The following is a 21217-nucleotide window of genomic DNA, read 5'->3' as shown; positions in this document are numbered from 1 at the left end:
TTAGACCTGTAGGAGCACCCCATTAATGAGCTTCGGCGCCGATGAAGAGATCCTTCAGGATTTCCTGGTTGAGGCCGGCGAGATTCTTGAGCAACTGTCCGAACAACTGGTCGAGCTGGAAAGCCGCCCGGATGACGCAGACCTGCTCAACGCAATTTTTCGCGGTTTCCACACTGTAAAAGGGGGCGCCGGCTTCCTTCAGCTCAATGAGCTGGTGGAGTGCTGTCACATCGCCGAAAACGTGTTCGACATCCTCCGTAAGGGTGAGCGTCGCGTTGATGCAGAACTGATGGACGTCGTGCTCGAAGCACTGGACGCGGTGAACAGCATGTTCAGCGAAGTCCGCGAGCGTGCACCGATCACCGCCGCCACGCCAGAACTGCTGGCCGCGCTGGCGCGTCTGGCCGAGCCGCAAACCGCTGACGAAGCCCCGGCTTCGCCAGTGGCTGAGATGATCGAGGAACTGGTCGTCGAAGGCGACGCATCCGGCGACATCACCGATAACGAATTCGAGCAGTTGCTGGACTCGCTGAACGCCGTCAAGGCCGAAGCCGAAGCCCCGGCCGCTGCGGCCCCTGCGCCGGCCGCCGATGTGCCGGCCAGCGATGAAATCACCGACGCCGAGTTCGAGTCGTTGCTCGATCAGTTGCACGGTAAAGGCCAGTTCGCGGTTGACGCGGTAGCGCCGACTGCAGCGGCTCCGGCCGCACCGGCCAAGGGCGACAGCTCCGATATCACCGACGATGAATTCGAAGCGCTGCTTGATCAGTTGCATGGCAAGGGCAATTTTGCTGTCGATGCGCTGGAATCGGCTATCGCCTCGGCACCTGCAGCCGCCGCCCCGGCCGCCGCCGCAGCCGGCAGCGACCTGATCAGCGATCACGAATTCGAATCGCTGCTCGACGAATTGCACGGCAAAGGCAAGTTTGACGCCAGCGCCGCAACGGCTGGCTCCGCATCAAGCGTGGCCACGCCGGCCGCCAAGGCTCCGGCTGCCGCTGCTGCTGCGCCAAAAGCTGCGCCGAAGCCTGAGCCAAAAGCCGAAACGCCAAAACCCGCCGCCGCGGCTGCACCGGCCCCAGCCCGTGCGCCTGCCTCGCCACCGCCTGAAAAACCGGCGAGCGAAGCCGAGACCACCGTACGTGTCGACACTGCGCGTCTGGACGAGATCATGAACATGGTCGGCGAACTGGTGCTGGTGCGTAACCGTCTGGTGCGCCTGGGCCTCAACAGCGGCGACGAAGCCATGTCCAAGGCCGTGTCGAACCTCGACGTGGTCACCGCTGACCTGCAGACCGCCGTGATGAAGACGCGGATGCAGCCGATCAAGAAGGTCTTCGGGCGCTTCCCGCGTCTGGTTCGCGATCTGGCGCGTCAGCTCAAGAAAGAGATCAACCTGGAACTGGTGGGTGAAGAAACCGACCTCGACAAAAACCTTGTCGAGGCCCTGGCCGACCCGCTGGTCCACTTGGTGCGCAACGCCGTCGACCACGGCATCGAGTCGCCGGAAGAACGCGAAGCGTCGGGCAAGGCCCGTGGCGGTCGTGTGGTGCTGGCGGCCGAGCAGGAAGGCGACCATATCCTGCTGTCGATTTCCGATGACGGCAAAGGCATGGACCCGAACGTGCTCCGTGCGATCGCGGTAAAACGCGGCGTGATGGACAAGGACGCGGCCGATCGCCTGAGCGATACCGAGTGCTACAATTTGATTTTCGCCCCGGGTTTCTCGACCAAGACCGAGATTTCCGACGTGTCCGGCCGCGGTGTCGGCATGGACGTGGTGAAGACCAAGATTTCCCAGCTCAACGGTTCGATCAACATCTACTCGACCAAGGGCCAGGGCTCGAAGATCGTCATCAAGGTGCCGCTGACCCTGGCGATCATGCCGACGCTGATGGTCATGCTTGGCAACCAGGCGTTTGCGTTCCCGCTGGTCAACGTCAACGAGATCTTCCACCTCGACCTGTCGACCACCAACGTCGTCGACGGTCAGGAAGTGGTGATCGTGCGCGACAAGGCGCTGCCATTGTTCTACCTCAAGCGCTGGCTGGTCAGCTCCGCCGCTCACGAAGAGCAGCGTGAAGGCCATGTGGTGATCCTTTCGGTGGGCACTCAGCGGATCGGCTTCGTCGTCGATCAACTGGTCGGTCAGGAAGAAGTGGTCATCAAGCCATTGGGCAAAATGCTGCAGGGCACTCCGGGCATGTCCGGCGCCACCATCACCGGTGACGGCCGCATTGCACTGATTCTCGATGTTCCAAGCATGCTCAAGCGTTACGCCACAAAGCGTATTTGAATCCGGGGCGGCGGGGCGCTGACGTCCCGCTGCACCTAATGGAGTGTTTATGGCAGTCAAAGTCCTGGTGGTGGACGATTCGGGGTTTTTCCGCCGCCGCGTCTCGGAAATTCTTTCTGCGGACCCGAGCATTCAGGTGGTCGGCACTGCAACCAACGGTAAAGAGGCGATTGATCAGGCGCTGGCGCTCAAGCCGGACGTGATCACCATGGACTACGAGATGCCGATGATGGACGGCATCACGGCGGTGCGGCACATCATGCAGCGCTGCCCGACCCCGGTGTTGATGTTCTCTTCGCTGACACACGAAGGCGCGCGGGTAACCCTCGATGCGCTGGACGCCGGCGCGGTGGATTTCCTGCCGAAGAATTTCGAAGACATCTCGCGCAATCCCGAGAAGGTCAAGCAACTGCTCTGCGAAAAGGTTCACAGCATTTCGCGCAGCAACCGTCGTTTCAGTGCCTACAGCGCTCCGGCGCCTGCCGCTGCGCCAGCACCGACGCCTGCTCCGGCGGCGCCGAGCTACAGCAGCCACAGCAGCCCTGTTCCGGCACGTCCGGCGCCTGCACCCGCGCGCGCCTCGGCGGCCAGCGCTGCGTCTGCGGCACCGAAACGCAAAGCCTACAAACTGCTTGCCATCGGTACATCGACGGGCGGCCCGGTCGCGCTGCAACGTGTATTGACGCAATTGCCAGCGAACTTCCCGGCGCCGATCGTGCTGATCCAGCACATGCCGGCGGCGTTCACCAAGGCTTTTGCCGAACGCCTCGACAAGCTCTGCCGCATCAGCGTCAAGGAAGCCGAGGACGGCGACATCCTGCGTCCGGGCCTGGCGTTGCTGGCACCGGGTGGCAAGCAAATGATGATCGACGGCCGTGGCGCGGTGAAAATCCTCCCGGGCGACGAGCGTCTGAACTACAAGCCGTGCGTCGACATCACTTTCGGCTCGGCGGCAAAATCCTACGGCGACAAAGTGTTGGCGGTGGTACTGACCGGCATGGGCGCCGACGGCCGCGAAGGTGCGCGTCTGCTCAAGCAGGGCGGCAGCGCGGTGTGGGCGCAGGACGAGGCCAGTTGCGTGATCTATGGCATGCCGATGGCCATCGTCAAAGCTGATCTGGCCGACGCGGTCTACAGCCTCGATGACATGGGTAAACACATCGTCGAGGCGTGTCTCTGATGGATGTTCTCAGCCTTATCGGTCTGATCATGGCGTTCGTCGCCATCATCGGCGGCAACTACCTTGAAGGTGGTCACCTCGGCGCGCTGGCCAACGGCCCGGCGGCGCTGATCGTGCTCGGCGGCACCGTCGGCGCGGCGCTGCTGCAATCGCCCATGAGTGCGTTCAAACGCGCCATGCAGATTCTCGCGTGGATCTTCTTCCCGCCGCGGGTGGATCTGGCTGGCGGCATCGACCGCGTGGTCAACTGGAGCCTCACCGCGCGCAAGGAAGGCTTGCTCGGGCTCGAAGGCGTCGCCGATGCCGAACCCGACGCCTACTCGCGCAAAGGCCTGCAATTGCTGGTCGACGGTGCCGAACCGGAAGCCATTCGCAGCATTCTCGAAGTGGATTTCTACACCCAGGAATCCCGCGATATCGAAGCGGCCAAGGTCTTTGAAAGCATGGGCGGCTACGCGCCGACCATCGGCATCATCGGTGCGGTGATGGGCCTGATTCACGTCATGGGCAACCTGGCTGATCCGTCGCAACTGGGTAACGGCATTGCCGTGGCATTCGTCGCAACGATCTATGGCGTGGCCAGTGCCAACCTGATCCTGTTGCCGGTGGCCGCCAAGCTGAAGTCAATCGCGTTGCGGCAGTCGCGTTATCGCGAAATGTTGCTGGAAGGAATCCTGTCGATCGCCGAAGGTGAAAACCCGCGCTCTATCGAGTTGAAGCTTCAGGGCTTCATGGATTGATGGGGGTAATGGACCATGGCTCGTCGCAGGCACCAGGAAGAACACGTTAACCACGAGCGCTGGCTCGTGTCGTACGCCGACTTCATCACATTGCTGTTCGCGTTCTTCGTGGTGATGTACTCGATCTCGTCGATCAACGAAGGCAAGTACAAAGTCATTTCCGAAGCGCTGATCGGGGTGTTTACCGACTCCGATCGCTCGCTCAAACCGATCCCGATCGGCGACGAGCGGCCGAAAACCGTGACCCCGGCCAAGCCGCTGGTCAAGGATGCCGAGCAGGTCGACGCCGGTATCGCCGGCGCCAGCGATCCGCTGAAAAGCATTGCCGATGACATCAGCGCTGCGTTCGGTGACTTGATCAGCTCCAATCAGATGACCGTGCGCGGCAACGAACTGTGGGTCGAGATCGAACTCAATTCCAGCCTGTTGTTTGGCAGCGGTGATGCAATGCCGAGCGACATCGCGTTCAACATCATCGACAAGGTCGCAGCGATCCTGAAACCGTTCGACAACCCGATCCACGTCGAAGGCTTCACTGACGATCAACCGATTCGCACCGCGCAGTACCCGACCAACTGGGAGCTGTCTTCGGCGCGTTCGGCGAGCATCGTGCGCATGCTGGCGATGCAGGGCGTAAACCCCGGTCGGCTCGCGTCGGTGGGTTATGGCGAATTCCAGCCAGTGGCCAATAACGCCACCGTCGAAGGCCGTGCGAAGAACCGTCGCGTGGTGCTGGTGGTGTCGCGCAACCTTGATGTGCGCCGCAGCCTGACTGGCACCGGCACCGCGAATGCGCAACCGGATGCCGCACTCAAGCGGGCTGGCACACAAACTGCACCGACCCCGGTCAAGACGCCGGGACGCGAGAGTGCCGTCAATTCTCCGTCGCCCGCATTAACACGCTGAAACATGTCTCGGCCGAGCCAATTGGCCGGGAGGAACGAACTGAATGAGAGTCTGGGCAGTCGCCAATCAAAAGGGTGGTGTCGGTAAAACCACATCCTCCATCGCTTTAGCCGGGTTGCTGGCCGAGGCGGGCAAGCGCGTGGTTGTGGTCGATCTGGACCCGCACGGCTCGATGACCAGCTATTTCGGCTACGATCCCGACAGTCTGGAACACAGCAACTACGACCTGTTTCTGCACAAGGGCAGCGTGCCGCAAGGCCTGCCGGGGCAGTTGCTGTTGTCGACCAGCGACGAACGCATTTCGCTGTTGCCGTCGAGCACCGCACTGGCCACCCTTGAGCGCCAGTCGCCGGGGCAAAGTGGTCTGGGCCTGGTGATCGCCAAGAGTCTGGCGCAGCTTTGGCAGGACTTCGATTACGCCATCATCGACAGCCCGCCGTTGCTCGGTGTGCTGATGGTCAATGCCCTCGCGGCGAGCCAGCAACTGGTGATCCCGGTGCAGACTGAGCACTTGGCCGTCAAAGGCCTGGAGCGTATGGTCAACACCTTGGCGATGATCAACCGCTCGCGCAAACAGGCGCTGCCATTCAGCATCGTGCCGACCTTGTTCGACCGTCGCACGCAAGCCTCGATGCACACCTTGCGTGTGCTGCGTGACAAATTCCCCGAGGAGATCTGGCAGGGTTACATCCCGGTCGACACGCGTCTGCGCGACGCCAGCCGCGCCGGTGTCACGCCTTCGCAGTTTGACGGCAAGAGCCGTGGCGTTCTCGCCTATCGCGCGCTGCTCAAGCATTTGCTCGCGCAGCAACTTGTTGCGCAGGTGGCCTGAACATGATCTCCATTCGCTTGCCCGAACCCTGTGGGAGCGAGCCCGCTCGCGAAGCAGGCAACGCGGATTCCCTGCCAGGCGCTGATCACCGATGAACCGCCCAGTGAAACTCACTTCACGTCCGCAACGCGCCTTGCAGTCTTATCTGGAAGACTTGCTGCTGGATGTGCCCGACGAATTGCCGGCGCCCGTAGCGCAGCAGACCCAGCCTGAAATCGTCGAAAGCACCGAGGTCATGGACGAGTTCCAGGCCGCCGTGCTGGAAGAGCAGGCCCGCGATGCGCAGCAAGCCGCCCGACCTGCCGCTGCGCCCGTTGTCACGCCAGTGGCCAAGGCACCGGTGGCCTTGCTCGAAGAGCCGCGCGCCGTGGTCTCGACCCTGGCGCCGCTGCTGCAAACCCAATTACTGAAAGTACCGGAGCCGGAAATCCCTGCGCCGGCCCCGGTTGTCGAGGAACCAGAAGAACCACAAGTGCTGGTGCCGCCGCTGGTCGAAGTGCACCTGCCGCCGAACAACCCGCCGCCGCCGGTGGAAACCGACGGGCGCCCGGCGTGGGCTGCAGAAGCCTTCGAATGTCTGCTGTTCGACGTCGCCGGACTGACCTTGGCGGTGCCGCTGGTGTGCCTTGGTTCGATCTATTCGCTGGCCGGCCACGAGCTGACGCCGCTGTTCGGTCAGCCGGAATGGTTCCTCGGGATTCTGCCGAGCCAGGCCGGCAACCTGAAGGTGCTCGACACCGCGCGCTGGGTCATGCCGGATCGTTACCGCGATGATTTCCGCCAGGGCTTGCAGTACGTGATTTCGGTGCAGGGTTACGAGTGGGGCCTGGCGGTGCATCAGGTCAGCCGCTCGTTGCGCCTGGACCCGAATGAAATCAAATGGAGAAGTCACCGGGGTCAGCGGCCATGGCTCGCCGGCACCGTGATCGAGCACATGTGTGCATTGCTTGATGTCTCCGCGCTGGCCGAGTTGATCGCCAGCGGCGGAGCAAAGCACATGAGCGGCAACAAGCCGCTACATAAACCGACTTAGCAGCCGACATAACTATCAGGCGATGGCATTGTTCAATGCCACCACACAGAACACACACCGCCCGGGGCGGTTTTTTCGAGGGGTCAGGGTATGAGTAGTCAGGCGTCGAATGCAAAAGGTTCTGAAGATCCGATCCTGCAATGGGTGACCTTCAAACTGGATAACGAAACCTACGGCATCAACGTGATGCGCGTGCAGGAAGTGTTGCGCTACACCGAGATCGCGCCAGTGCCGGGTGCGCCAAGCTACGTGCTGGGCATTATCAACCTGCGCGGTAACGTGGTCACCGTGATCGACACCCGTCAGCGCTTCGGCCTGAGCACCGGTGAGATCAGCGACAACACCCGTATCGTCATCATCGAAGCTGACAAGCAAGTCGTCGGCATCATGGTCGACAGCGTCGCCGAAGTGGTTTACTTGCGTCAGTCGGAAATCGAAACCGCACCGAACGTCGGTAACGAAGAATCGGCCAAGTTCATCCAGGGCGTGTGCAACAAGAACAACGAGTTGCTGATCCTGGTCGAGCTGGACAAGATGATGAGCGAAGAAGAGTGGTCGGAACTGGAGAGCATCTGATTTGATTCTCGAGGTTGCAGTCATTGTCCTGTTCCTGTTCTGGGCAGGCACGCTGGCGATGTTCGTCTCGTACATCAAGGCGCAGCGGGTAATCGCTGCGCAGCAGGCCCAGGGCGATGCGCTGCGCGATCAGCGCATCAAGGACCTGGCCAAGCGTGTCGACGACTACCAGAACGGCAATGTGCGCATGGGCGAAGCCCTGCACGAGCTGCGCGCGGTGGTCAGCCCCTTGCCGGACAAAATCGTTGCCCTGGAACAGCGCGACCCGTCGAGCCTGTCATTCGCCCAGGCGGCGAAACTGGTGGGCATGGGCGCCAGTGTTGATGAACTGACGCAGTCCTGCGGGTTGACCCAGGCTGAGGCGGAGTTGATGCGCAAGCTGCACAAGAACTGATTGTCGTACCGGGATCGTTCCCACGCTCTGCGTGGGAACGCATCTTGGGACGCTCCATGCAGAGCGTGGGAACGATCAGTAATCATCCCCGCGTGCGGTGACATCCTTCTCGTCCATCGGCGCGTCCGGGTCGTGTCCCTCTGGGAATCTCCCCTTCAGATTCCATGCAAACGCGATGATCTCGGCGATCGTGCGGTACAGCTCTTCGGGGATGCTGTCGCCCAGTTCCATGCGCGCCAGCAGGCGCACCAGTTCGGCATTCTCGTAAATCGGCACGTCGCAATCGCGGGCGATGCGCAGAATCTCTTCGGCCAGTTCTTCGTCACCCTTGGCGGTGAGGGTCGGGGCGTGATTGCCGTCGTATTTGAGGGCGATGGCCTGGCGTGGGGCAGTGGAATCGTTCATGCGGTTTCGTCGACCCAGCGGTGTTCGAGGCGGGTTTGGTTGCCTTGCGGCGGGGTGCCGTGGTGGCAGTCGATGTCGCCGACATTCAGGCCGCGATCGAGCAGGCGTTGACGCAGGGCGAACAGGTTGTTTTCGATCAGATCAGCGGTGTACGGCCGCTCGGCCCAGAGTTGCCCGGACAGGCTGCCGGCCACCAGTTGCGCCTGAATCTGCAGCGGCCCGAGCGGCTCCATGTCAAACGCCAGATCGACGCGCCACAGTTGCTGTTTGGGTTCGCGCTCGTCGCGGCGCTCGTTGGGTTGCGGCTCGCGTTCCGGCGCTTCTTCGCGCTGAAACTTGACCTGCAATGGCACGATGTCCTGCAGGTTGCGCATGGGAATTTCCAGTTGCCAGGTGCTGAGCAGGCGCCCGTCGTCGGTGACGCCGGTCTGTTCCAGGCTCGACAGCTGATGGCTTTGCAGGCGCGACACCGCAGCGGCGGCCAGTCGCAACAGCTGCTCGAGATCGCCTTCGCCGTCCTGACCTTGCAGCAAACGCTCGGGCAGCGGGAAGCTGCTCGGCACGGGTTTGGCGCTGACCTGGCCGAGCATGCCGAGGGCGTTGCGCACGAAACTCGGCAGCGCTTGCGCCAGGGTGTTGGCGGCAATGATCGCGTTGAAACTGGTGCTGCTCGGCAGGCCCGGCGTCAACTGCGCGATCAGCTTGAGCAGATCGGCTTTCATGTCTGGCGCAAGGCTCGGGTTTTGCCCGGTCAGCAGTTTGCTTTCCAGAAACACGCCGCTGTTGGCCAGGGCCAGCGCCACGCCTTTGGCGGTGCTCAGTTGTTGCACATCCGGCAGACTGGCGAGCAGCTTGTCGACCATCGCGCGCAAATCGGCGGAGGTCTGATCGGTGGCCGGCGGCAGGTTTTGCAGCGCGTTCAACAGGCCGCTCAGCGAGGCTTGGCGGCTTTGTTGGCCGAGCAGTTGCTGACTCACTGCCAGTTGTTCCTGACGGTTGCTCAAGGGCACAAATTTCAAGGTTTGCGTGTCCTCGACGATGGCTGACAGCAGGGTGCCGATGCGCAGCGGTTGCGGGCTGTCGATGGTCAATGTGCTGCCGCTCAACGCGGTGTTGAGCAGGCTGACCATCGAGCGAAACACCGTCGCTTGTCCCGGCGTCTGCGGCAGAACCTGCGAGGTCAGCACCTTGCCCTGCAGCAGCGTGCCGACCGGCAACTGCGCGGTATCGAGGCGGGTGAGGGCGGCGACGTTGCTGGCGATCGCCTGTTGCACCGTGATCGCCAGATTGCCCGCCGATGGCTGAGTGATCGCCAGGCTGGTGCCTTGCGGCAAGGGCAGATTGCTGGTCGCTTGCACGGTGGTCTGGCGGCCGCCGTCGACGGTCACCTTGAGCAACAATTCAAAGGTCTGATCGGCCTGCTTGAGCGACAACACCTCGGCCTTGGCGCTTTGTCCGCTGCCGATCAAGCCTTCAACCGGAGTCAGCAGCTTGAGCAGTTCGCCGACCTGCGGGCGCACGCTCGCCGCAGAGGCGGGCGGCAGCGGGAGGATGTTGATTTCGCCTGTCATACGCGGACACAACCTGAGGAAATTGCGCTCTTGAGAGTAAGGCACGGCATGTATAATGCCGCGCGTCGTGCGCTTCGTTGAAAAAACATAGCAATTGTTTGATCCAGCTCGCCAGTTCGAGCCTTCAAAGCATCTATGCTGCCTCTCTTTAACGGCCGCGCCAGAGCCGACTTGAACCGTATAAGGCCCGTGATCCCTTGACCAGTCCTGTCCTGCAAACCATTGCCTTGGCGTGTGAACGTGATCTGCGGCTGCTTTTCGAGAACCTCGAATTGCGCCTGGCCGGTGGCGATATGGTGCAGATCAGCGGTCCCAACGGCAGCGGCAAAACCAGTCTTTTACGTCTGCTGGCCGGTCTGATGCAACCGACTGACGGCCAGGTCCTGCTCAACGGTCAGCCACTGACCGAACAACGCCACGAACTCGCCCGCAACCTGCTGTGGATCGGCCACGCCGCCGGGATCAAGGATCTGCTGACCGCGGAAGAAAACCTGTCCTGGCTCTGTGCCCTGCATCAGCCCGCCGAGCGCGAGGCGATCTGGCAAGCACTGGCAGCAGTAGGATTGCGCGGTTTCGAAGATGTTCCCTGCCACAATCTGTCGGCCGGTCAGCAACGTCGCGTGGCATTGGCGCGGTTGTATCTGGACAGCCCGCCGCTGTGGATTCTCGACGAGCCGTTCACCGCCCTCGACAAGCAGGGCGTCGCGCAACTCGAAGAGCACTTGGCGGGCCACTGCGAACGCGGTGGTCTGGTGGTGCTGACCACGCACCACACGCTGAGCCGGATGCCGGCCGGTTATCGCGATATCGATCTGGGGAAATGGGCCGTATGAGTGTGTTCGGTCTGCTGCTCGCCCGTGAGTCCCGACTGCTGTTTCGCCGCCCGGCGGAGCTGGCCAATCCGCTGATTTTCTTCGCCATCGTCATTGCGTTGTTCCCGCTCGCTGTCGGCCCGGACACTCAGGTCTTGCAAAACCTGTCCCCGGGGTTAGTCTGGGTGGCGGCGTTGTTGTCGGTCCTGCTGTCGCTGGACGGACTGTTTCGCAGTGACTTCGAAGACGGCTCGCTGGAGCAGTGGGTCCTTTCGTCGCACCCGCTGCCACTTCTGGTCCTGGCCAAGGTGCTGGCACACTGGCTTTTCTCCGGTCTGGCACTGGTGCTGCTCTCGCCGTTGCTGGCGCTGATGATCGGTTTGCCGACCGCCTGCCTGCCGGTTTTGCTGTTGTCGTTGCTGCTGGGCACACCGGTACTGAGCTTGCTCGGCGCGGTGGGCGCGGCGTTGACGGTGGGGTTGAAACGCGGCGGCCTGTTGCTGGCGCTGCTGATTCTGCCGTTGTACATCCCGGTGTTGATCCTCGGCAGTGGCGCCTTGCAGGCCGCCTTGCAAGGCATGCCGGCGACCGGGTATCTGCTGTGGCTGGGTAGCCTGACCGCCCTGGCGATCACCCTGACACCGTTTGCAATAGCGGCTGGCCTGAAGATCAGCGTCGGCGAATAATAATGAGGTCTGGTTAAAATTTAACCACTTTGTCGAAAAGAATGACCCGCGCCAGCTCCCATCGAGGAGCGGCACCCGTGATGGAAACAACATGAACTGGACCTGGTTTCACAAGCTCGGCTCGCCCAAATGGTTTTACGGCATCAGCAGCAAGTTGCTGCCGTGGCTGAGCATCGCCGCGTTGCTGCTGATCGCGGTCGGCGTCGTCTGGGGCCTGGCTTTCGCGCCGCCGGACTATCAGCAAGGCAACAGCTTCCGCATCATCTACATCCACGTACCTGCGGCGATGCTCGCTCAGTCGATCTACGTGATGCTGGCGGTGTGCGGCGTGGTCGGGCTGGTGTGGAAAATGAAACTGGCCGATGTCGCCCTGCAATGCGCCGCACCGATCGGCGCGTGGATGACCGCCGTGGCGCTGGTCACCGGGGCGATCTGGGGCAAACCGACCTGGGGTTCGTGGTGGGTCTGGGATGCGCGCCTGACTTCGATGCTGATTTTGCTGTTCCTGTATTTCGGCGTGATCGCGCTGGGCAATGCGATCAGCAACCGCGACAGCGCCGCCAAGGCCTGCGCCGTGCTGGCCATCGTCGGCGTGATCAACATCCCGATCATCAAATACTCGGTGGAGTGGTGGAACACCCTGCATCAGGGCGCGACATTCACCCTTACCGAAAAACCGGCGATGCCAGCAGAAATGTGGCTTCCGCTGCTGTTGACGGTGCTGGGTTTCTATTGCTTTTTCGGCGCCGTGCTGTTGCTGCGCATGCGCCTCGAAGTGCTCAAGCGCGAAGCCCGCGCCAGTTGGGTCAAAGCCGAAGTGCAGCACAGTCTGGAGGCCGCTCGATGAGTTTCGCTTCATTTGGCGACTTCCTCGCCATGGGCCATCACGGCCTGTATGTCTGGTCGGCCTACGGCATCTGTCTGGCGGTGCTGGCCCTCAACGTGGCGGCGCCGATTCTGGCCCGCAAGCGCTATCTGCAACAAGAGGCGCGTCGTCTGCGCCGGGAGAACGGCCAGTGAATCCGCTGCGCAAGAAACGTCTGATCATCATTCTGGCCATTCTGGTCGGGGTCGGCGCTGCCGTCGGCCTGGCCCTCAGTGCCCTGCAGCAGAACATCAATCTGTTCTATACCCCGACGCAGATCGCCAACGGCGAAGCGCCGCAAGACACGCGCATCCGCGCCGGCGGCATGGTCGAGAAGGGCTCGCTGCAACGCTCAAAGGACTCGCTGGACGTCAAATTCGTCGTCACCGATTTCAACAAGTCCGTGACCATTGCCTATCGCGGCATCCTTCCGGACCTGTTCCGCGAAGGGCAGGGCATCGTTGCCCTTGGCAAGCTCAACGCCGACGGGGTGGTGGTGGCCGATGAAGTGCTGGCCAAGCACGACGAGAAGTACATGCCGCCAGAAGTGACCAAAGCGCTGAAAGACAGCGGTCAATCCGCGCCAACCGCTGCGAAGGAGGGCTGACATGACCTCGGCGATATTCATTCCTGAGCTGGGTCATCTGGCGATGATTCTGGCCCTGTGTTTTGCCTTGGTGCAGGCCGTGGTGCCGTTGCTCGGCGCCTGGCGCGGCGATCGTTTGTGGATGGGCCTGGCGCAACCGGCAGCGTGGGGCCAGTTTGCCTTTCTGCTGTTTGCCTTTGGCATCCTCACCTACGCGTTCATGACCGACGATTTCTCGGTGGCCTATGTGGCGATGAACTCCAACAGCGCGCTGCCGTGGTATTACAAATTCAGCGCCGTGTGGGGCGCCCACGAAGGTTCGCTGCTGCTGTGGGCGTTGATTCTCGGCGGCTGGACCTTCGCGGTGTCGGTGTTCTCGCGGCAGTTGCCGCAAGTCATGCTTGCCCGGGTACTGGCGGTGATGGGCATGATCAGCACCGGTTTCCTGTTGTTCCTGATCCTGACCTCGAACCCGTTCGCGCGGATCCTGCCGCAGATTCCGGCCGACGGTCGCGACCTCAATCCGCTGCTGCAGGACATCGGCCTGATCGTGCATCCGCCGATGCTCTATATGGGCTATGTCGGCTTCTCGGTGGCTTTCGCCTTCGCCATCGCGGCGTTGCTCGGCGGGCGTCTTGACGCTGCCTGGGCACGCTGGTCGCGTCCATGGACCATCGTCGCCTGGGCGTTCCTCGGCATCGGCATTACCCTCGGTTCGTGGTGGGCGTATTACGAACTCGGCTGGGGCGGCTGGTGGTTCTGGGACCCGGTGGAAAACGCGTCGTTCATGCCGTGGCTGGTCGGCACCGCACTGATTCACTCGCTGGCGGTGACGGAAAAACGCGGCGTGTTCAAAAGCTGGACCGTGTTGCTGGCGATTGCCGCGTTCTCGCTGAGCCTGCTGGGCACGTTCCTTGTGCGTTCCGGCGTACTGACGTCGGTTCACGCGTTTGCTTCCGATCCTGAGCGCGGCGTGTTCATTCTGATCTTCCTGCTGTTCGTCGTCGGTGGTTCGCTGACCCTGTTCGCTCTGCGCGCACCGGTGGTGAAAAGTCAGGTTGGCTTCAATCTGTGGTCGCGGGAAACCCTGCTGCTGGGCAACAACCTGGTGCTGGTCGTGGCCGCGTCGATGATTCTGCTCGGCACGCTGTACCCGTTGATTCTCGACGCCCTCAGCGGCGCGAAAATGTCGGTCGGCCCGCCGTATTTCAATGCGCTGTTCATTCCGTTGATGGCGTTGCTGATGCTGGTCATGGCGGTCGGCGTGATCGTGCGCTGGAAGGATACCCCGGTGAAATGGCTGGCGAGCATGCTCACTCCGGTGTTGCTCGGCAGCGTCGCGCTGGCGGTAATTGCCGGTGTCGCTTACGGCGATTTCAACTGGGCGGTGATCGCGACGTTCCTGCTGGCGGCGTGGGTGTTGCTCGCCGGTGTTCGTGACTTGTTCGACAAGACTCGCCACAAAGGCCTGATCAAAGGCCTGCCGACGCTGACCCGCAGTTATTGGGGCATGCAGATCGCGCACCTGGGCATCGCCGTGTGCGCACTCGGCGTGGTGTTGTCGAGCCAGAACAGTGCCGAACGCGACCTGCGTCTGGCGCCGGGCGAGTCGATGGACCTGGCCGGTTACCACTTTGTTTTCGAAGGTGCCAAGCACTTCGAAGGGCCGAACTTCACGTCGGACAAAGGCACGATTCGGGTCATTCGCGACGGCAAGGAAATCAGCGTGCTGCACCCGGAAAAACGTTTGTACACCGTGCAGAACTCGGTGATGACCGAAGCCGGGATCGACGCCGGTTTCACCCGCGACATTTATGTCGCCCTCGGCGAGCCGCTGGATAACGGCGCCTGGGCAGTGCGCGTGCACGTCAAACCGTTCGTGCGCTGGATCTGGTTCGGCGGCTTGCTGACCGGCTTCGGTGGTTTGCTGGCGGCGCTGGATCGGCGCTATCGGGTCAAGGTGAAAAGCAAAGTGCGCGAAGCGCTGGGCATGACGGGAGCGGCGGCATGAGACGTTGGTTGATGTTGGTGCCGCTGGCGATTTTCCTGCTGGTGGCGGTGTTTCTGTATCGCGGTCTGTACCTCGATCCGGCGGAGCTACCATCGGCGATGATCAACAAGCCGTTCCCGGAGTTTTCCCTGCCGAGCGTGCAGGGCGACAAGACCTTGACCAAGGCTGACATCCTCGGCAAACCGGCGCTGGTCAATGTCTGGGGTACCTGGTGCATCTCTTGCCGGGTCGAGCATCCGGTGCTGAACAAACTCGCCGAGCGCGGCGTGGTGATCTACGGCATCAACTACAAGGACACCAACGCCGACGCGTTGAAATGGCTGGCCGAGTTTCACAATCCGTATGCGCTGGATATTCGTGACGACGAGGGTTCGCTGGGCCTGAATCTTGGCGTTTATGGCGCCCCCGAAACCTTCTTCATCGACGCCAAAGGCATCATCCGCGACAAGTTTGTCGGGGTGATTGACGAGCAGGTCTGGCGCGAAAAACTCGCGGCCAAATATCAGGCGCTGGTCGACGAGGCCAAGCCATGAAGCGTTTTCTCGCTGCGGTGGTGTTGGGCTTGAGTCTGGTCGGTGTCGCGCATGCGGCCATCGACACCTACGAATTTGCCAAAGAAGGCGATCGTGAGCGTTTCCGCGAACTGACCAAGGAACTGCGCTGCCCCAAATGCCAGAACCAGGACATCGCCGACTCCAACGCGCCGATTGCCGCCGACCTGCGCAAAGAGATTTTCCGCATGCTCGGCGAGGGCAAGGACAACCAGCAGATCATCGATTTCATGGTCGATCGCTACGGTGATTTCGTCCGCTACAAACCGGCGCTCAACGCCAAGACCGCGCTGCTGTGGTTCGGCCCGGCCGGCCTGCTGCTGGGCGGTTTCGTGGTGATCGCGGTGATCGTCCGCCGGCGTCGCGGGCAGCGCGCCGCAACGCCGTCATCGCTGTCCATCGAAGAACGTCAGCGCCTCGACCAACTGTTGGATAAAACCCAAGAATGATTGATTTCTGGCTTGCCGCAGGGCTGTTGCTTCTGGTCGCCCTGAGTTTTCTGCTGATCCCGGTGTTGCGTGGCCGTCGCGCCCAACGCGAGGAGGATCGCACCGCCCTCAACGTGGCCCTGTATCAGGAACGTGTCGCCGAGTTGCAAGCGCAGCAGGCTGAAGGCGTGCTCGACGCTGCGCAAATGGACAGCGGTCGTGCCGAGGCGGCGCGGGAGTTGCTGGCCGATACCGAAGGCGTTGCCGCGCCGCGCGTGTCGAAGCTGGGTAAACCGTTGCCGTTGCTCGCGGCCGTGCTGGTGCCGCTGTTGGGTCTGGGCCTGTACCTGCATTTCGGCGCTGCCGACAAGGTTGAGCTGACCCGCGAATTTGCCCAGGCGCCGCAGTCGATGGAGGAGATGACCCAGCGTCTGGAACGTGCGGTTGCCGCGCAACCGGACTCCGCGGAAGGGCTGTATTTCCTCGGGCGTACTTACATGGCGCAGGAGCGCCCGGCGGACGCGGCGAAGATGTTCGAACGTGCCGCCGGCCTTGCCGGTCGCCAACCGGAACTGCTCGGCCAGTGGGCGCAGGCGCAGTATTTTGCCGACGGCAAGAAGTGGTCGCCGAAGATCCAGGCGCTGACCGACGAAGCGCTCAAGGCTGATCCGAAAGAAGTCACCAGCCTCGGCCTGCTCGGCATTGCGGCGTTTGAAGGCGAGCGTTATCAGGAGGCCATCGATTACTGGAACCGCCTGCTCGCGCAACTGCCACCGGAGGACAATTCTCGCGCCGCGCTGCAAGGCGGCATCCAGCGCGCCGCCGAACGCCTGCAAGCCAGTGGCGGCACCGTCGCGCAAGCCCCCGCAGCGACGAAAGGCGCGTTGCTGAAAGTCAGCGTCGATCTGGCCAGCGAGCTCAAAAGCAAAGTGCAGCCGGGCGACAGCGTATTCATCTTTGCTCGCGCTACGTCCGGTCCACCGGCACCGCTGGCGGCCAAACGCCTGACCGTGGCCGACCTGCCAGCGACCGTCGAACTCGGCGATGCTGACGCGATGATGCCGCAGTTGAAACTGTCCAACTATCCCGAAGTCCAACTGGTTGCGCGCATTTCCCGCGCCGGCCAACCCACTGCCGGTGAATGGATCGGTCGCAGCGGCCCCTTGGCCAGCAGCACCACCGCGCCACAAAAACTGACCATCGACAGCCCGGACCAATAACCGGAACCACAGGAAAGCACCGCCATGCACACCATCGCCCGTATCACAGTCCTCACACTGGCCCTGGGCTTGAGTGCATGTGCGATCCAACGGCCGGAACCGACCACCAACCTGCCGCCGATCCCGCCGTCGCAACCGAGCCCGACCCCGTCGACCTCACCGACCCCGGGCAAGAGCATCCCGGCCAAACCGTCGAAACCGGTGCCCCGCACCTCCGCCAGCTTCGCCCCGCCACCGGGCGGCAACAGCCACTGGGACCAGAAACTCGGCGTCTATGTGCTCGACGACCAGTCCAACACCTTCTACCGCCAGCGCACCTACTACCGCTGGAATAACGGCTGGAGCCGCGCCGTCAGCCCCAACGGTCCATGGGAAGACACCGACATCCACGGCGTGCCGCCGGGGTTGGGCAAGCAGTTCGGGCAGTGAGGAAAAACGGCGATCTTTGGATCGCCGTTTTTTTTGCGCTTTCATCACACCTTGTAAAACAACCAACCGTCCCTCCACGCCATCCTGTGCTTGAGTAAAGATAACTCTAGGGTTACTTTTGAAAGGCCAAGGCAAGGAGGCGCCGGGTGCAGAGCAGGTTATTGATCAAGGAGCTTGAAGACGCAGGCTGGACGCTGGATCGGGTGACTGGCAGTCATCACATTTTCAAGCACCGTTACAACCCGAACACGATTCCCGTCCCCCATCCGAAAAAGGATTTACCGTTGGGGACGGTCAAGAGCATCAGGCGGCGTGCCGGGTTGTACAACCCACCAGCCCGTTATGAAGGAGATCCGTAATGCAATATCCAATCTGCATCGAGTGGGGTGATGAAAATACTGCGATCGGTATTCAGATCCCCGATATTCCCGGGGCCGTGACGGCGGGGGACACGTTCGAGGATGCCTACAACGCTGCCGTTGAAGTCGCCCACATCATGCTGCAGGAGATCGCCGCGGCAGGAGAGCCGATTCCGTTGCCGACGTCGGCGTCGGCTCATCGCAGCAATGCGGATTTTGCCGAGATGGGCTGGGGCATGCTGGAGCTGGATATCTCGCCGTATCTGGGCAAGACCGAGAAGGTCAACGTCACGCTGCCCGGTTATGTGATTCAGCGCATTGACCGTTATGTGCGTGAACATAACGTCAAAAGCCGCTCCTCGTTTCTGGCGGATGCGGCGATGGAGAAACTGGTTCGATACTAAGGCTCGGCCAATTGTGGGAGCGAGCCTGCTCGCGAAAGCGCTGTGTCAGTCAGCGCAAATCTCGTCTGAACTGACGCCTTCGCGAGCAGGCTCGCTCCTACACTGAATCACCTCAAGACGCGATTTTTCGTTGCGTCAGCGAAGCGTTTTGCGATGCGCTCAAGAAGCGCAACAACGCCAACAGCGGAAAGACGCTGCCGACAATCACGATCCACAACCAGCCCCCATGCTCGTACACCGCGCTGGCCACCGACGAGCCGAACGCGCCGCCGATGAAGATGCTGGTCATGTACAGCGCGTTCAAACGGCCACGGCTTTTGGCATCCAGCGAATACACCGCGCGCTGGCCGAGGACCATGTTCATCTGCACACAGAAATCCAGCACCACGCCGGTGACCGCCAGGCCGATGACGCTGTAGGCCGGGTGGATGAACGCGGGCAGGAAGCTCAGGCTGGCAAACAGCATGGCCAGCAGCGAGGCGATGCGGGTGTGGCCGGCGTCGGCGAGGCGTCCGCTGATTGGCGCGGCGATGGCACCGATGGCGCCGACCAGGGCGAAGATCGCGATTTCGCTTTGCGACAGGCCGTGATTGCGCGCCAGCTCCAGCGGCACGGCGGTCCAGAACAGGCTGAACGTGGCAAACATGCAGCCCTGATAAAACGCACGCTGACGCAGCACCGGTTGCTGACGCAGCAAGGTCCACAGCGAGCCGATCAGTTGCCCGTAGGTGGCGCTGTGATCGGGTTGGCGCTTGGGCACGGTCAGCGCCAGCACCACGCTGATCGCGGCCATCAACCCGGCGGCGATCATGAACATCGCGCGCCAGCCGAGATGATCGGCGACCACGCTCGACACCGGTCGGGCCAACAGAATACCCAGCAGCAAACCGCCCATGATCCCGCCGACCACGCGGCCTCGGGATTCTTCTGGCGCCAGATGCGCGGCCAGCGGAATCAGGACTTGCACCGACACCGAGCTGAACCCCACCAGCAACGAAATCAGCAAAAACACATTCGGCTGATCGGTAAACGCCGCCGCCAGCAGGCTGGCGATTGCCACGAGGGTGGTGACGATCATCAATCGCCGGTTTTCCAGCAGATCGGCCAGCGGCACCAGGAAGAACAGGCCCAGCGCATAACCGATCTGCGTCAACGAGACGATGAAGCTGGCCATGGTGTCGGACAGGCCGATGTCCGGCGCGATCAGGCCGATGATCGGCTGGGCGTAATAGATGTTGGCAACGATGGCGCCGCAGCAAAAGGCAAACAGCAGCACCATGCCTCGGGTCATTGCGTGAGTGGTGGGCATAGGAATACTCGGGTCGGGCACAGGAAAGCGGTGAAGGCTAAAGGACAACGCGGGTTGGCAGAAGACAGTTTCGGATGATAACTCTTATTACGTTGTGTAATGACTGATCGGTTGATCACGGATAGTCGCGAGGGCGGTGGTCATAAGATTACTGTTCCAGCCTAAAAGCCCCTCACCCTAGCCCTCTCCCGAAGGGAGAGGGGACTGATTGGTGGATGTTTGGAAAGTACGTCGATCTGAACGTACTTCTGTGAATCCAGAATTGCAGACGAAAGCGGCACACGCTATCGAGTTCAGAGGGAGAGGGGACTGATTGGGGGATGCTTGGGAGATTCGCCGACCTGAACATGCTTCTGTGAGTCCGGAATGGGTTCGAACCCAGGAAAATCGCTTCAATCCATAATCGACTCGCTCCTTCAGGTCCATGCCTAACGCAAGACACCTCGGTCGGCTCCCTCTCCCTCTGGGAGAGGGCTGGGTGAGGGTGCATTGGCTCACAACGAAAAAGGCGACCTCAGTGGGTCGCCTCTTGGTTCATCAGATCAAGCCTTACTGCCCGGTGTAAATCTGGTCAAACACCCCACCATCATTGAAGTGCGTCTTCTGCACCGTGCGCCAGTCACCAAACGTCTTCTCCACCGAAAGGAAATCCACCTTCGGGAAGCGATCGGTATACTTCGCCAGCACCGCCGGATCACGTGGACGCAGGTAGTTGGCCGCAGCGATTTCCTGGCCTTCAGGCGACCACAGGTATTTCAGATATTCATCCGCCGCCGCACGCGAACCTTTCTTGTCGACGACTTTATCCACCACCGATACCGGCGGCTCGGCTTCGGCGGACACGCTTGGGTAAACCACTTCAAATTGATCACGACCAAATTCACGGGCGATCATTTCCGCCTCGTTTTCGAAGGTCACCAGCACGTCGCCGATCTGGTTGGTCATGAACGTGGTGGTCGCGGCGCGGCCACCGGTATCAAGCACCGGGGCTTGTTTGAACAGTTTGCCGACGAAGTCCTTGGCCTTGTTTTCGTCACCGCCGTTCTTCAGCACATAGCCCCAGGCCGACAGGTAGGTGTAGCGGCCGTTGCCCGAGGTTTTCGGGTTCGGCACGATCACCTGCACGCCGTCCTTGAGCAGGTCCGGCCAGTCTTTCAGGGCTTTCGGGTTGCCCTTGCGGACGATGAACACCGTGGCCGAGGTAAACGGTGCGCTGTTGTTCGGCAGGCGCGTGACCCAGTTCTCCGGCACCAGTTTGCCGTTGTCGGCGAGGGCGTTGATGTCGGTGGCCATGTTCATGGTGATGACATCCGCCGGCAGACCGTCGATCACCGAACGCGCCTGCTTGCTCGAGCCACCGAAAGACATCTGCACGGTGATGTTCTCGTTGTGCTCGGCCTGCCAGTGCTTCTGGAACGCAGTGTTGTAGTCCTTGTAGAAATCGCGCATCACGTCGTAGGAAACGTTAAGCAGCGTCGGCGCTGCCTGAGCGATGTTGGCCAAGGCGAGGCCGGCGGCGAGAAGTGAGGCGCCAAAGAGTTTTTTCACTGCGCATTCCTTGTTCTGTGGGGGTGTCGAGTCAAAGTGAGGCGATTTGCCAGCGACTATAACGGTGTCGGGATAG

Annotated in this window: 24 protein-coding genes; 20 read left to right on the top strand and 4 right to left on the bottom strand. The window is 61.7% G+C overall.

The features are described from left to right. Positions 1-25: 25 nt before the first annotated feature. The 8 genes from J3P75_RS19940 to J3P75_RS19905 all read left to right on the top strand — a co-directional run bounded on the left by J3P75_RS19940 (position 26) and on the right by J3P75_RS19905 (position 7957). Positions 26-2296 (top strand): chemotaxis protein CheA, encoded by a 2271-nt coding sequence (locus tag J3P75_RS19940; protein ID WP_434707908.1) that lies wholly within the window; start codon positions 26-28, stop codon positions 2294-2296. Between the two features lie 49 nt (positions 2297-2345). Beyond that, a complete protein-coding gene (locus tag J3P75_RS19935; RefSeq protein ID WP_434707907.1) occupies positions 2346-3476 on the top strand; it encodes a protein-glutamate methylesterase/protein-glutamine glutaminase in 1131 nt (376 codons plus the stop codon). Next, the gene (locus J3P75_RS19930; RefSeq protein WP_090282377.1) at positions 3476-4216 is read left to right on the top strand and encodes a flagellar motor protein; all 741 of its coding nucleotides are present in this window, start codon (positions 3476-3478) and stop codon (positions 4214-4216) included. The genes J3P75_RS19935 and J3P75_RS19930 overlap by 1 nt, the downstream gene beginning before the upstream one ends. Before the next feature lie 15 nt (positions 4217-4231). After that, a complete protein-coding gene (motD, locus tag J3P75_RS19925; RefSeq protein WP_042607549.1) occupies positions 4232-5122 on the top strand; it encodes a flagellar motor protein MotD in 891 nt (296 codons plus the stop codon). A gap of 43 nt (positions 5123-5165) precedes the next feature. Next, positions 5166-5954 (top strand): ParA family protein, encoded by a 789-nt coding sequence (locus tag J3P75_RS19920; RefSeq protein ID WP_208938224.1) that lies wholly within the window; start codon positions 5166-5168, stop codon positions 5952-5954. A gap of 91 nt (positions 5955-6045) precedes the next feature. Then, positions 6046-6987: a CheW domain-containing protein gene (locus J3P75_RS19915; RefSeq protein WP_434707906.1), complete on the top strand. Its 942-nt coding sequence runs from the start codon at positions 6046-6048 to the stop codon at positions 6985-6987. A gap of 90 nt (positions 6988-7077) precedes the next feature. Next, positions 7078-7563 (top strand): chemotaxis protein CheW, encoded by a 486-nt coding sequence (locus J3P75_RS19910; protein ID WP_090282380.1) that lies wholly within the window; start codon positions 7078-7080, stop codon positions 7561-7563. Between the two features lies 1 nt (position 7564). Next, positions 7565-7957, top strand: a complete 393-nt coding sequence (locus J3P75_RS19905) for a DUF2802 domain-containing protein (protein WP_093103420.1) — start codon at positions 7565-7567, stop codon at positions 7955-7957. 75 nt (positions 7958-8032) lie between these two features. Here J3P75_RS19905 and J3P75_RS19900 read toward each other — a convergent pair whose 3' ends face one another. Together J3P75_RS19900 and J3P75_RS19895 are read right to left on the bottom strand one after the other, a co-directional pair. Then, complete coding sequence (locus tag J3P75_RS19900; RefSeq protein ID WP_434707904.1) at positions 8033-8362, bottom strand: EscU/YscU/HrcU family type III secretion system export apparatus switch protein; 330 nt, start codon at positions 8360-8362, stop codon at positions 8033-8035. Then, on the bottom strand, positions 8359-9933 hold the full coding sequence (locus tag J3P75_RS19895; protein WP_434707903.1) for a flagellar hook-length control protein FliK: 1575 nt from the start codon (positions 9931-9933) through the stop codon (positions 8359-8361). Before J3P75_RS19895 ends, J3P75_RS19900 begins: the two co-directional genes overlap by 4 nt. Positions 9934-10130: 197 nt before the next feature. Between J3P75_RS19895 and ccmA the strand changes: the two genes are divergently transcribed. The 12 genes from ccmA to J3P75_RS19835 all read left to right on the top strand — a co-directional run bounded on the left by ccmA (position 10131) and on the right by J3P75_RS19835 (position 18284). After that, a complete protein-coding gene (gene ccmA, locus J3P75_RS19890; RefSeq protein WP_434707902.1) occupies positions 10131-10766 on the top strand; it encodes a cytochrome c biogenesis heme-transporting ATPase CcmA in 636 nt (211 codons plus the stop codon). Next, on the top strand, positions 10763-11431 hold the full coding sequence (ccmB, locus tag J3P75_RS19885; protein WP_434711348.1) for a heme exporter protein CcmB: 669 nt from the start codon (positions 10763-10765) through the stop codon (positions 11429-11431). The genes ccmA and ccmB overlap by 4 nt, the downstream gene beginning before the upstream one ends. Before the next feature lie 91 nt (positions 11432-11522). Beyond that, positions 11523-12278 (top strand): heme ABC transporter permease, encoded by a 756-nt coding sequence (locus J3P75_RS19880; RefSeq protein WP_332761985.1) that lies wholly within the window; start codon positions 11523-11525, stop codon positions 12276-12278. Continuing rightward, a complete protein-coding gene (ccmD, locus tag J3P75_RS19875) occupies positions 12275-12451 on the top strand; it encodes a heme exporter protein CcmD (protein WP_007939192.1) in 177 nt (58 codons plus the stop codon). The genes J3P75_RS19880 and ccmD overlap by 4 nt, the downstream gene beginning before the upstream one ends. Further along, on the top strand, positions 12448-12903 hold the full coding sequence (gene ccmE, locus J3P75_RS19870; protein WP_434707901.1) for a cytochrome c maturation protein CcmE: 456 nt from the start codon (positions 12448-12450) through the stop codon (positions 12901-12903). Before ccmD ends, ccmE begins: the two co-directional genes overlap by 4 nt. Before the next feature lies 1 nt (position 12904). Beyond that, positions 12905-14893: a heme lyase CcmF/NrfE family subunit gene (locus tag J3P75_RS19865; protein ID WP_434590920.1), complete on the top strand. Its 1989-nt coding sequence runs from the start codon at positions 12905-12907 to the stop codon at positions 14891-14893. Continuing rightward, positions 14890-15426 carry a DsbE family thiol:disulfide interchange protein gene (locus J3P75_RS19860; RefSeq protein ID WP_093103405.1) on the top strand — a complete coding sequence of 179 codons (537 nt, stop codon included), beginning with the start codon at positions 14890-14892 and terminating at the stop codon, positions 15424-15426. The genes J3P75_RS19865 and J3P75_RS19860 overlap by 4 nt, the downstream gene beginning before the upstream one ends. Next, complete coding sequence (locus J3P75_RS19855; RefSeq protein ID WP_434707900.1) at positions 15423-15893, top strand: cytochrome c-type biogenesis protein; 471 nt, start codon at positions 15423-15425, stop codon at positions 15891-15893. Before J3P75_RS19860 ends, J3P75_RS19855 begins: the two co-directional genes overlap by 4 nt. Further along, positions 15890-17092, top strand: coding sequence for a c-type cytochrome biogenesis protein CcmI (gene ccmI, locus J3P75_RS19850; RefSeq protein ID WP_434707899.1), 1203 nt, complete (start codon positions 15890-15892; stop codon positions 17090-17092). Before J3P75_RS19855 ends, ccmI begins: the two co-directional genes overlap by 4 nt. A 24-nt stretch (positions 17093-17116) precedes the next feature. Beyond that, the gene (locus tag J3P75_RS19845; RefSeq protein ID WP_434707898.1) at positions 17117-17521 is read left to right on the top strand and encodes a hypothetical protein; all 405 of its coding nucleotides are present in this window, start codon (positions 17117-17119) and stop codon (positions 17519-17521) included. A gap of 146 nt (positions 17522-17667) precedes the next feature. Further along, positions 17668-17880 carry a type II toxin-antitoxin system HicA family toxin gene (locus J3P75_RS19840; RefSeq protein ID WP_434707897.1) on the top strand — a complete coding sequence of 71 codons (213 nt, stop codon included), beginning with the start codon at positions 17668-17670 and terminating at the stop codon, positions 17878-17880. After that, positions 17880-18284, top strand: coding sequence for a type II toxin-antitoxin system HicB family antitoxin (locus tag J3P75_RS19835; protein ID WP_208938207.1), 405 nt, complete (start codon positions 17880-17882; stop codon positions 18282-18284). Before J3P75_RS19840 ends, J3P75_RS19835 begins: the two co-directional genes overlap by 1 nt. A 112-nt stretch (positions 18285-18396) precedes the next feature. Here J3P75_RS19835 and J3P75_RS19830 read toward each other — a convergent pair whose 3' ends face one another. Next, positions 18397-19593 carry an MFS transporter gene (locus J3P75_RS19830; RefSeq protein WP_434707896.1) on the bottom strand — a complete coding sequence of 399 codons (1197 nt, stop codon included), beginning with the start codon at positions 19591-19593 and terminating at the stop codon, positions 18397-18399. A gap of 549 nt (positions 19594-20142) precedes the next feature. After that, the gene (locus tag J3P75_RS19825; RefSeq protein ID WP_203421245.1) at positions 20143-21141 is read right to left on the bottom strand and encodes a sulfate ABC transporter substrate-binding protein; all 999 of its coding nucleotides are present in this window, start codon (positions 21139-21141) and stop codon (positions 20143-20145) included. Positions 21142-21217: the final 76 nt, after the last annotated feature.

Source organism: Pseudomonas sp. R1-1, assembly GCF_051132135.1.
Taxonomy (GTDB): Bacteria; Pseudomonadota; Gammaproteobacteria; order Pseudomonadales; family Pseudomonadaceae; genus Aquipseudomonas.
This window is presented reverse-complemented; position numbering and strand designations above follow the sequence as displayed.

What these genes read in the sequence shown, in the direction of transcription:
- J3P75_RS19940 (WP_434707908.1), top strand. Translation starts at nt 26, where the DNA reads ATGAGCTTCGGCGCCGATGAAGAGATCCTTCAGGATTTCCTGGTTGAG.
- J3P75_RS19935 (WP_434707907.1), top strand. Translation starts at nt 2,346, where the DNA reads ATGGCAGTCAAAGTCCTGGTGGTGGACGATTCGGGGTTTTTCCGCCGC.
- J3P75_RS19930 (WP_090282377.1), top strand. Translation starts at nt 3,476, where the DNA reads ATGGATGTTCTCAGCCTTATCGGTCTGATCATGGCGTTCGTCGCCATC.
- motD (WP_042607549.1), top strand. Translation starts at nt 4,232, where the DNA reads ATGGCTCGTCGCAGGCACCAGGAAGAACACGTTAACCACGAGCGCTGG.
- J3P75_RS19920 (WP_208938224.1), top strand. Translation starts at nt 5,166, where the DNA reads ATGAGAGTCTGGGCAGTCGCCAATCAAAAGGGTGGTGTCGGTAAAACC.
- J3P75_RS19915 (WP_434707906.1), top strand. Translation starts at nt 6,046, where the DNA reads ATGAACCGCCCAGTGAAACTCACTTCACGTCCGCAACGCGCCTTGCAG.
- J3P75_RS19910 (WP_090282380.1), top strand. Translation starts at nt 7,078, where the DNA reads ATGAGTAGTCAGGCGTCGAATGCAAAAGGTTCTGAAGATCCGATCCTG.
- J3P75_RS19900 (WP_434707904.1), bottom strand. Translation starts at nt 8,362, where the DNA reads ATGAACGATTCCACTGCCCCACGCCAGGCCATCGCCCTCAAATACGAC.
- J3P75_RS19895 (WP_434707903.1), bottom strand. Translation starts at nt 9,933, where the DNA reads ATGACAGGCGAAATCAACATCCTCCCGCTGCCGCCCGCCTCTGCGGCG.
- ccmB (WP_434711348.1), top strand. Translation starts at nt 10,763, where the DNA reads ATGAGTGTGTTCGGTCTGCTGCTCGCCCGTGAGTCCCGACTGCTGTTT.
- J3P75_RS19880 (WP_332761985.1), top strand. Translation starts at nt 11,523, where the DNA reads ATGAACTGGACCTGGTTTCACAAGCTCGGCTCGCCCAAATGGTTTTAC.
- ccmD (WP_007939192.1), top strand. Translation starts at nt 12,275, where the DNA reads ATGAGTTTCGCTTCATTTGGCGACTTCCTCGCCATGGGCCATCACGGC.
- J3P75_RS19865 (WP_434590920.1), top strand. Translation starts at nt 12,905, where the DNA reads ATGACCTCGGCGATATTCATTCCTGAGCTGGGTCATCTGGCGATGATT.
- J3P75_RS19860 (WP_093103405.1), top strand. Translation starts at nt 14,890, where the DNA reads ATGAGACGTTGGTTGATGTTGGTGCCGCTGGCGATTTTCCTGCTGGTG.
- J3P75_RS19855 (WP_434707900.1), top strand. Translation starts at nt 15,423, where the DNA reads ATGAAGCGTTTTCTCGCTGCGGTGGTGTTGGGCTTGAGTCTGGTCGGT.
- ccmI (WP_434707899.1), top strand. Translation starts at nt 15,890, where the DNA reads ATGATTGATTTCTGGCTTGCCGCAGGGCTGTTGCTTCTGGTCGCCCTG.
- J3P75_RS19845 (WP_434707898.1), top strand. Translation starts at nt 17,117, where the DNA reads ATGCACACCATCGCCCGTATCACAGTCCTCACACTGGCCCTGGGCTTG.
- J3P75_RS19835 (WP_208938207.1), top strand. Translation starts at nt 17,880, where the DNA reads ATGCAATATCCAATCTGCATCGAGTGGGGTGATGAAAATACTGCGATC.
- J3P75_RS19830 (WP_434707896.1), bottom strand. Translation starts at nt 19,593, where the DNA reads ATGCCCACCACTCACGCAATGACCCGAGGCATGGTGCTGCTGTTTGCC.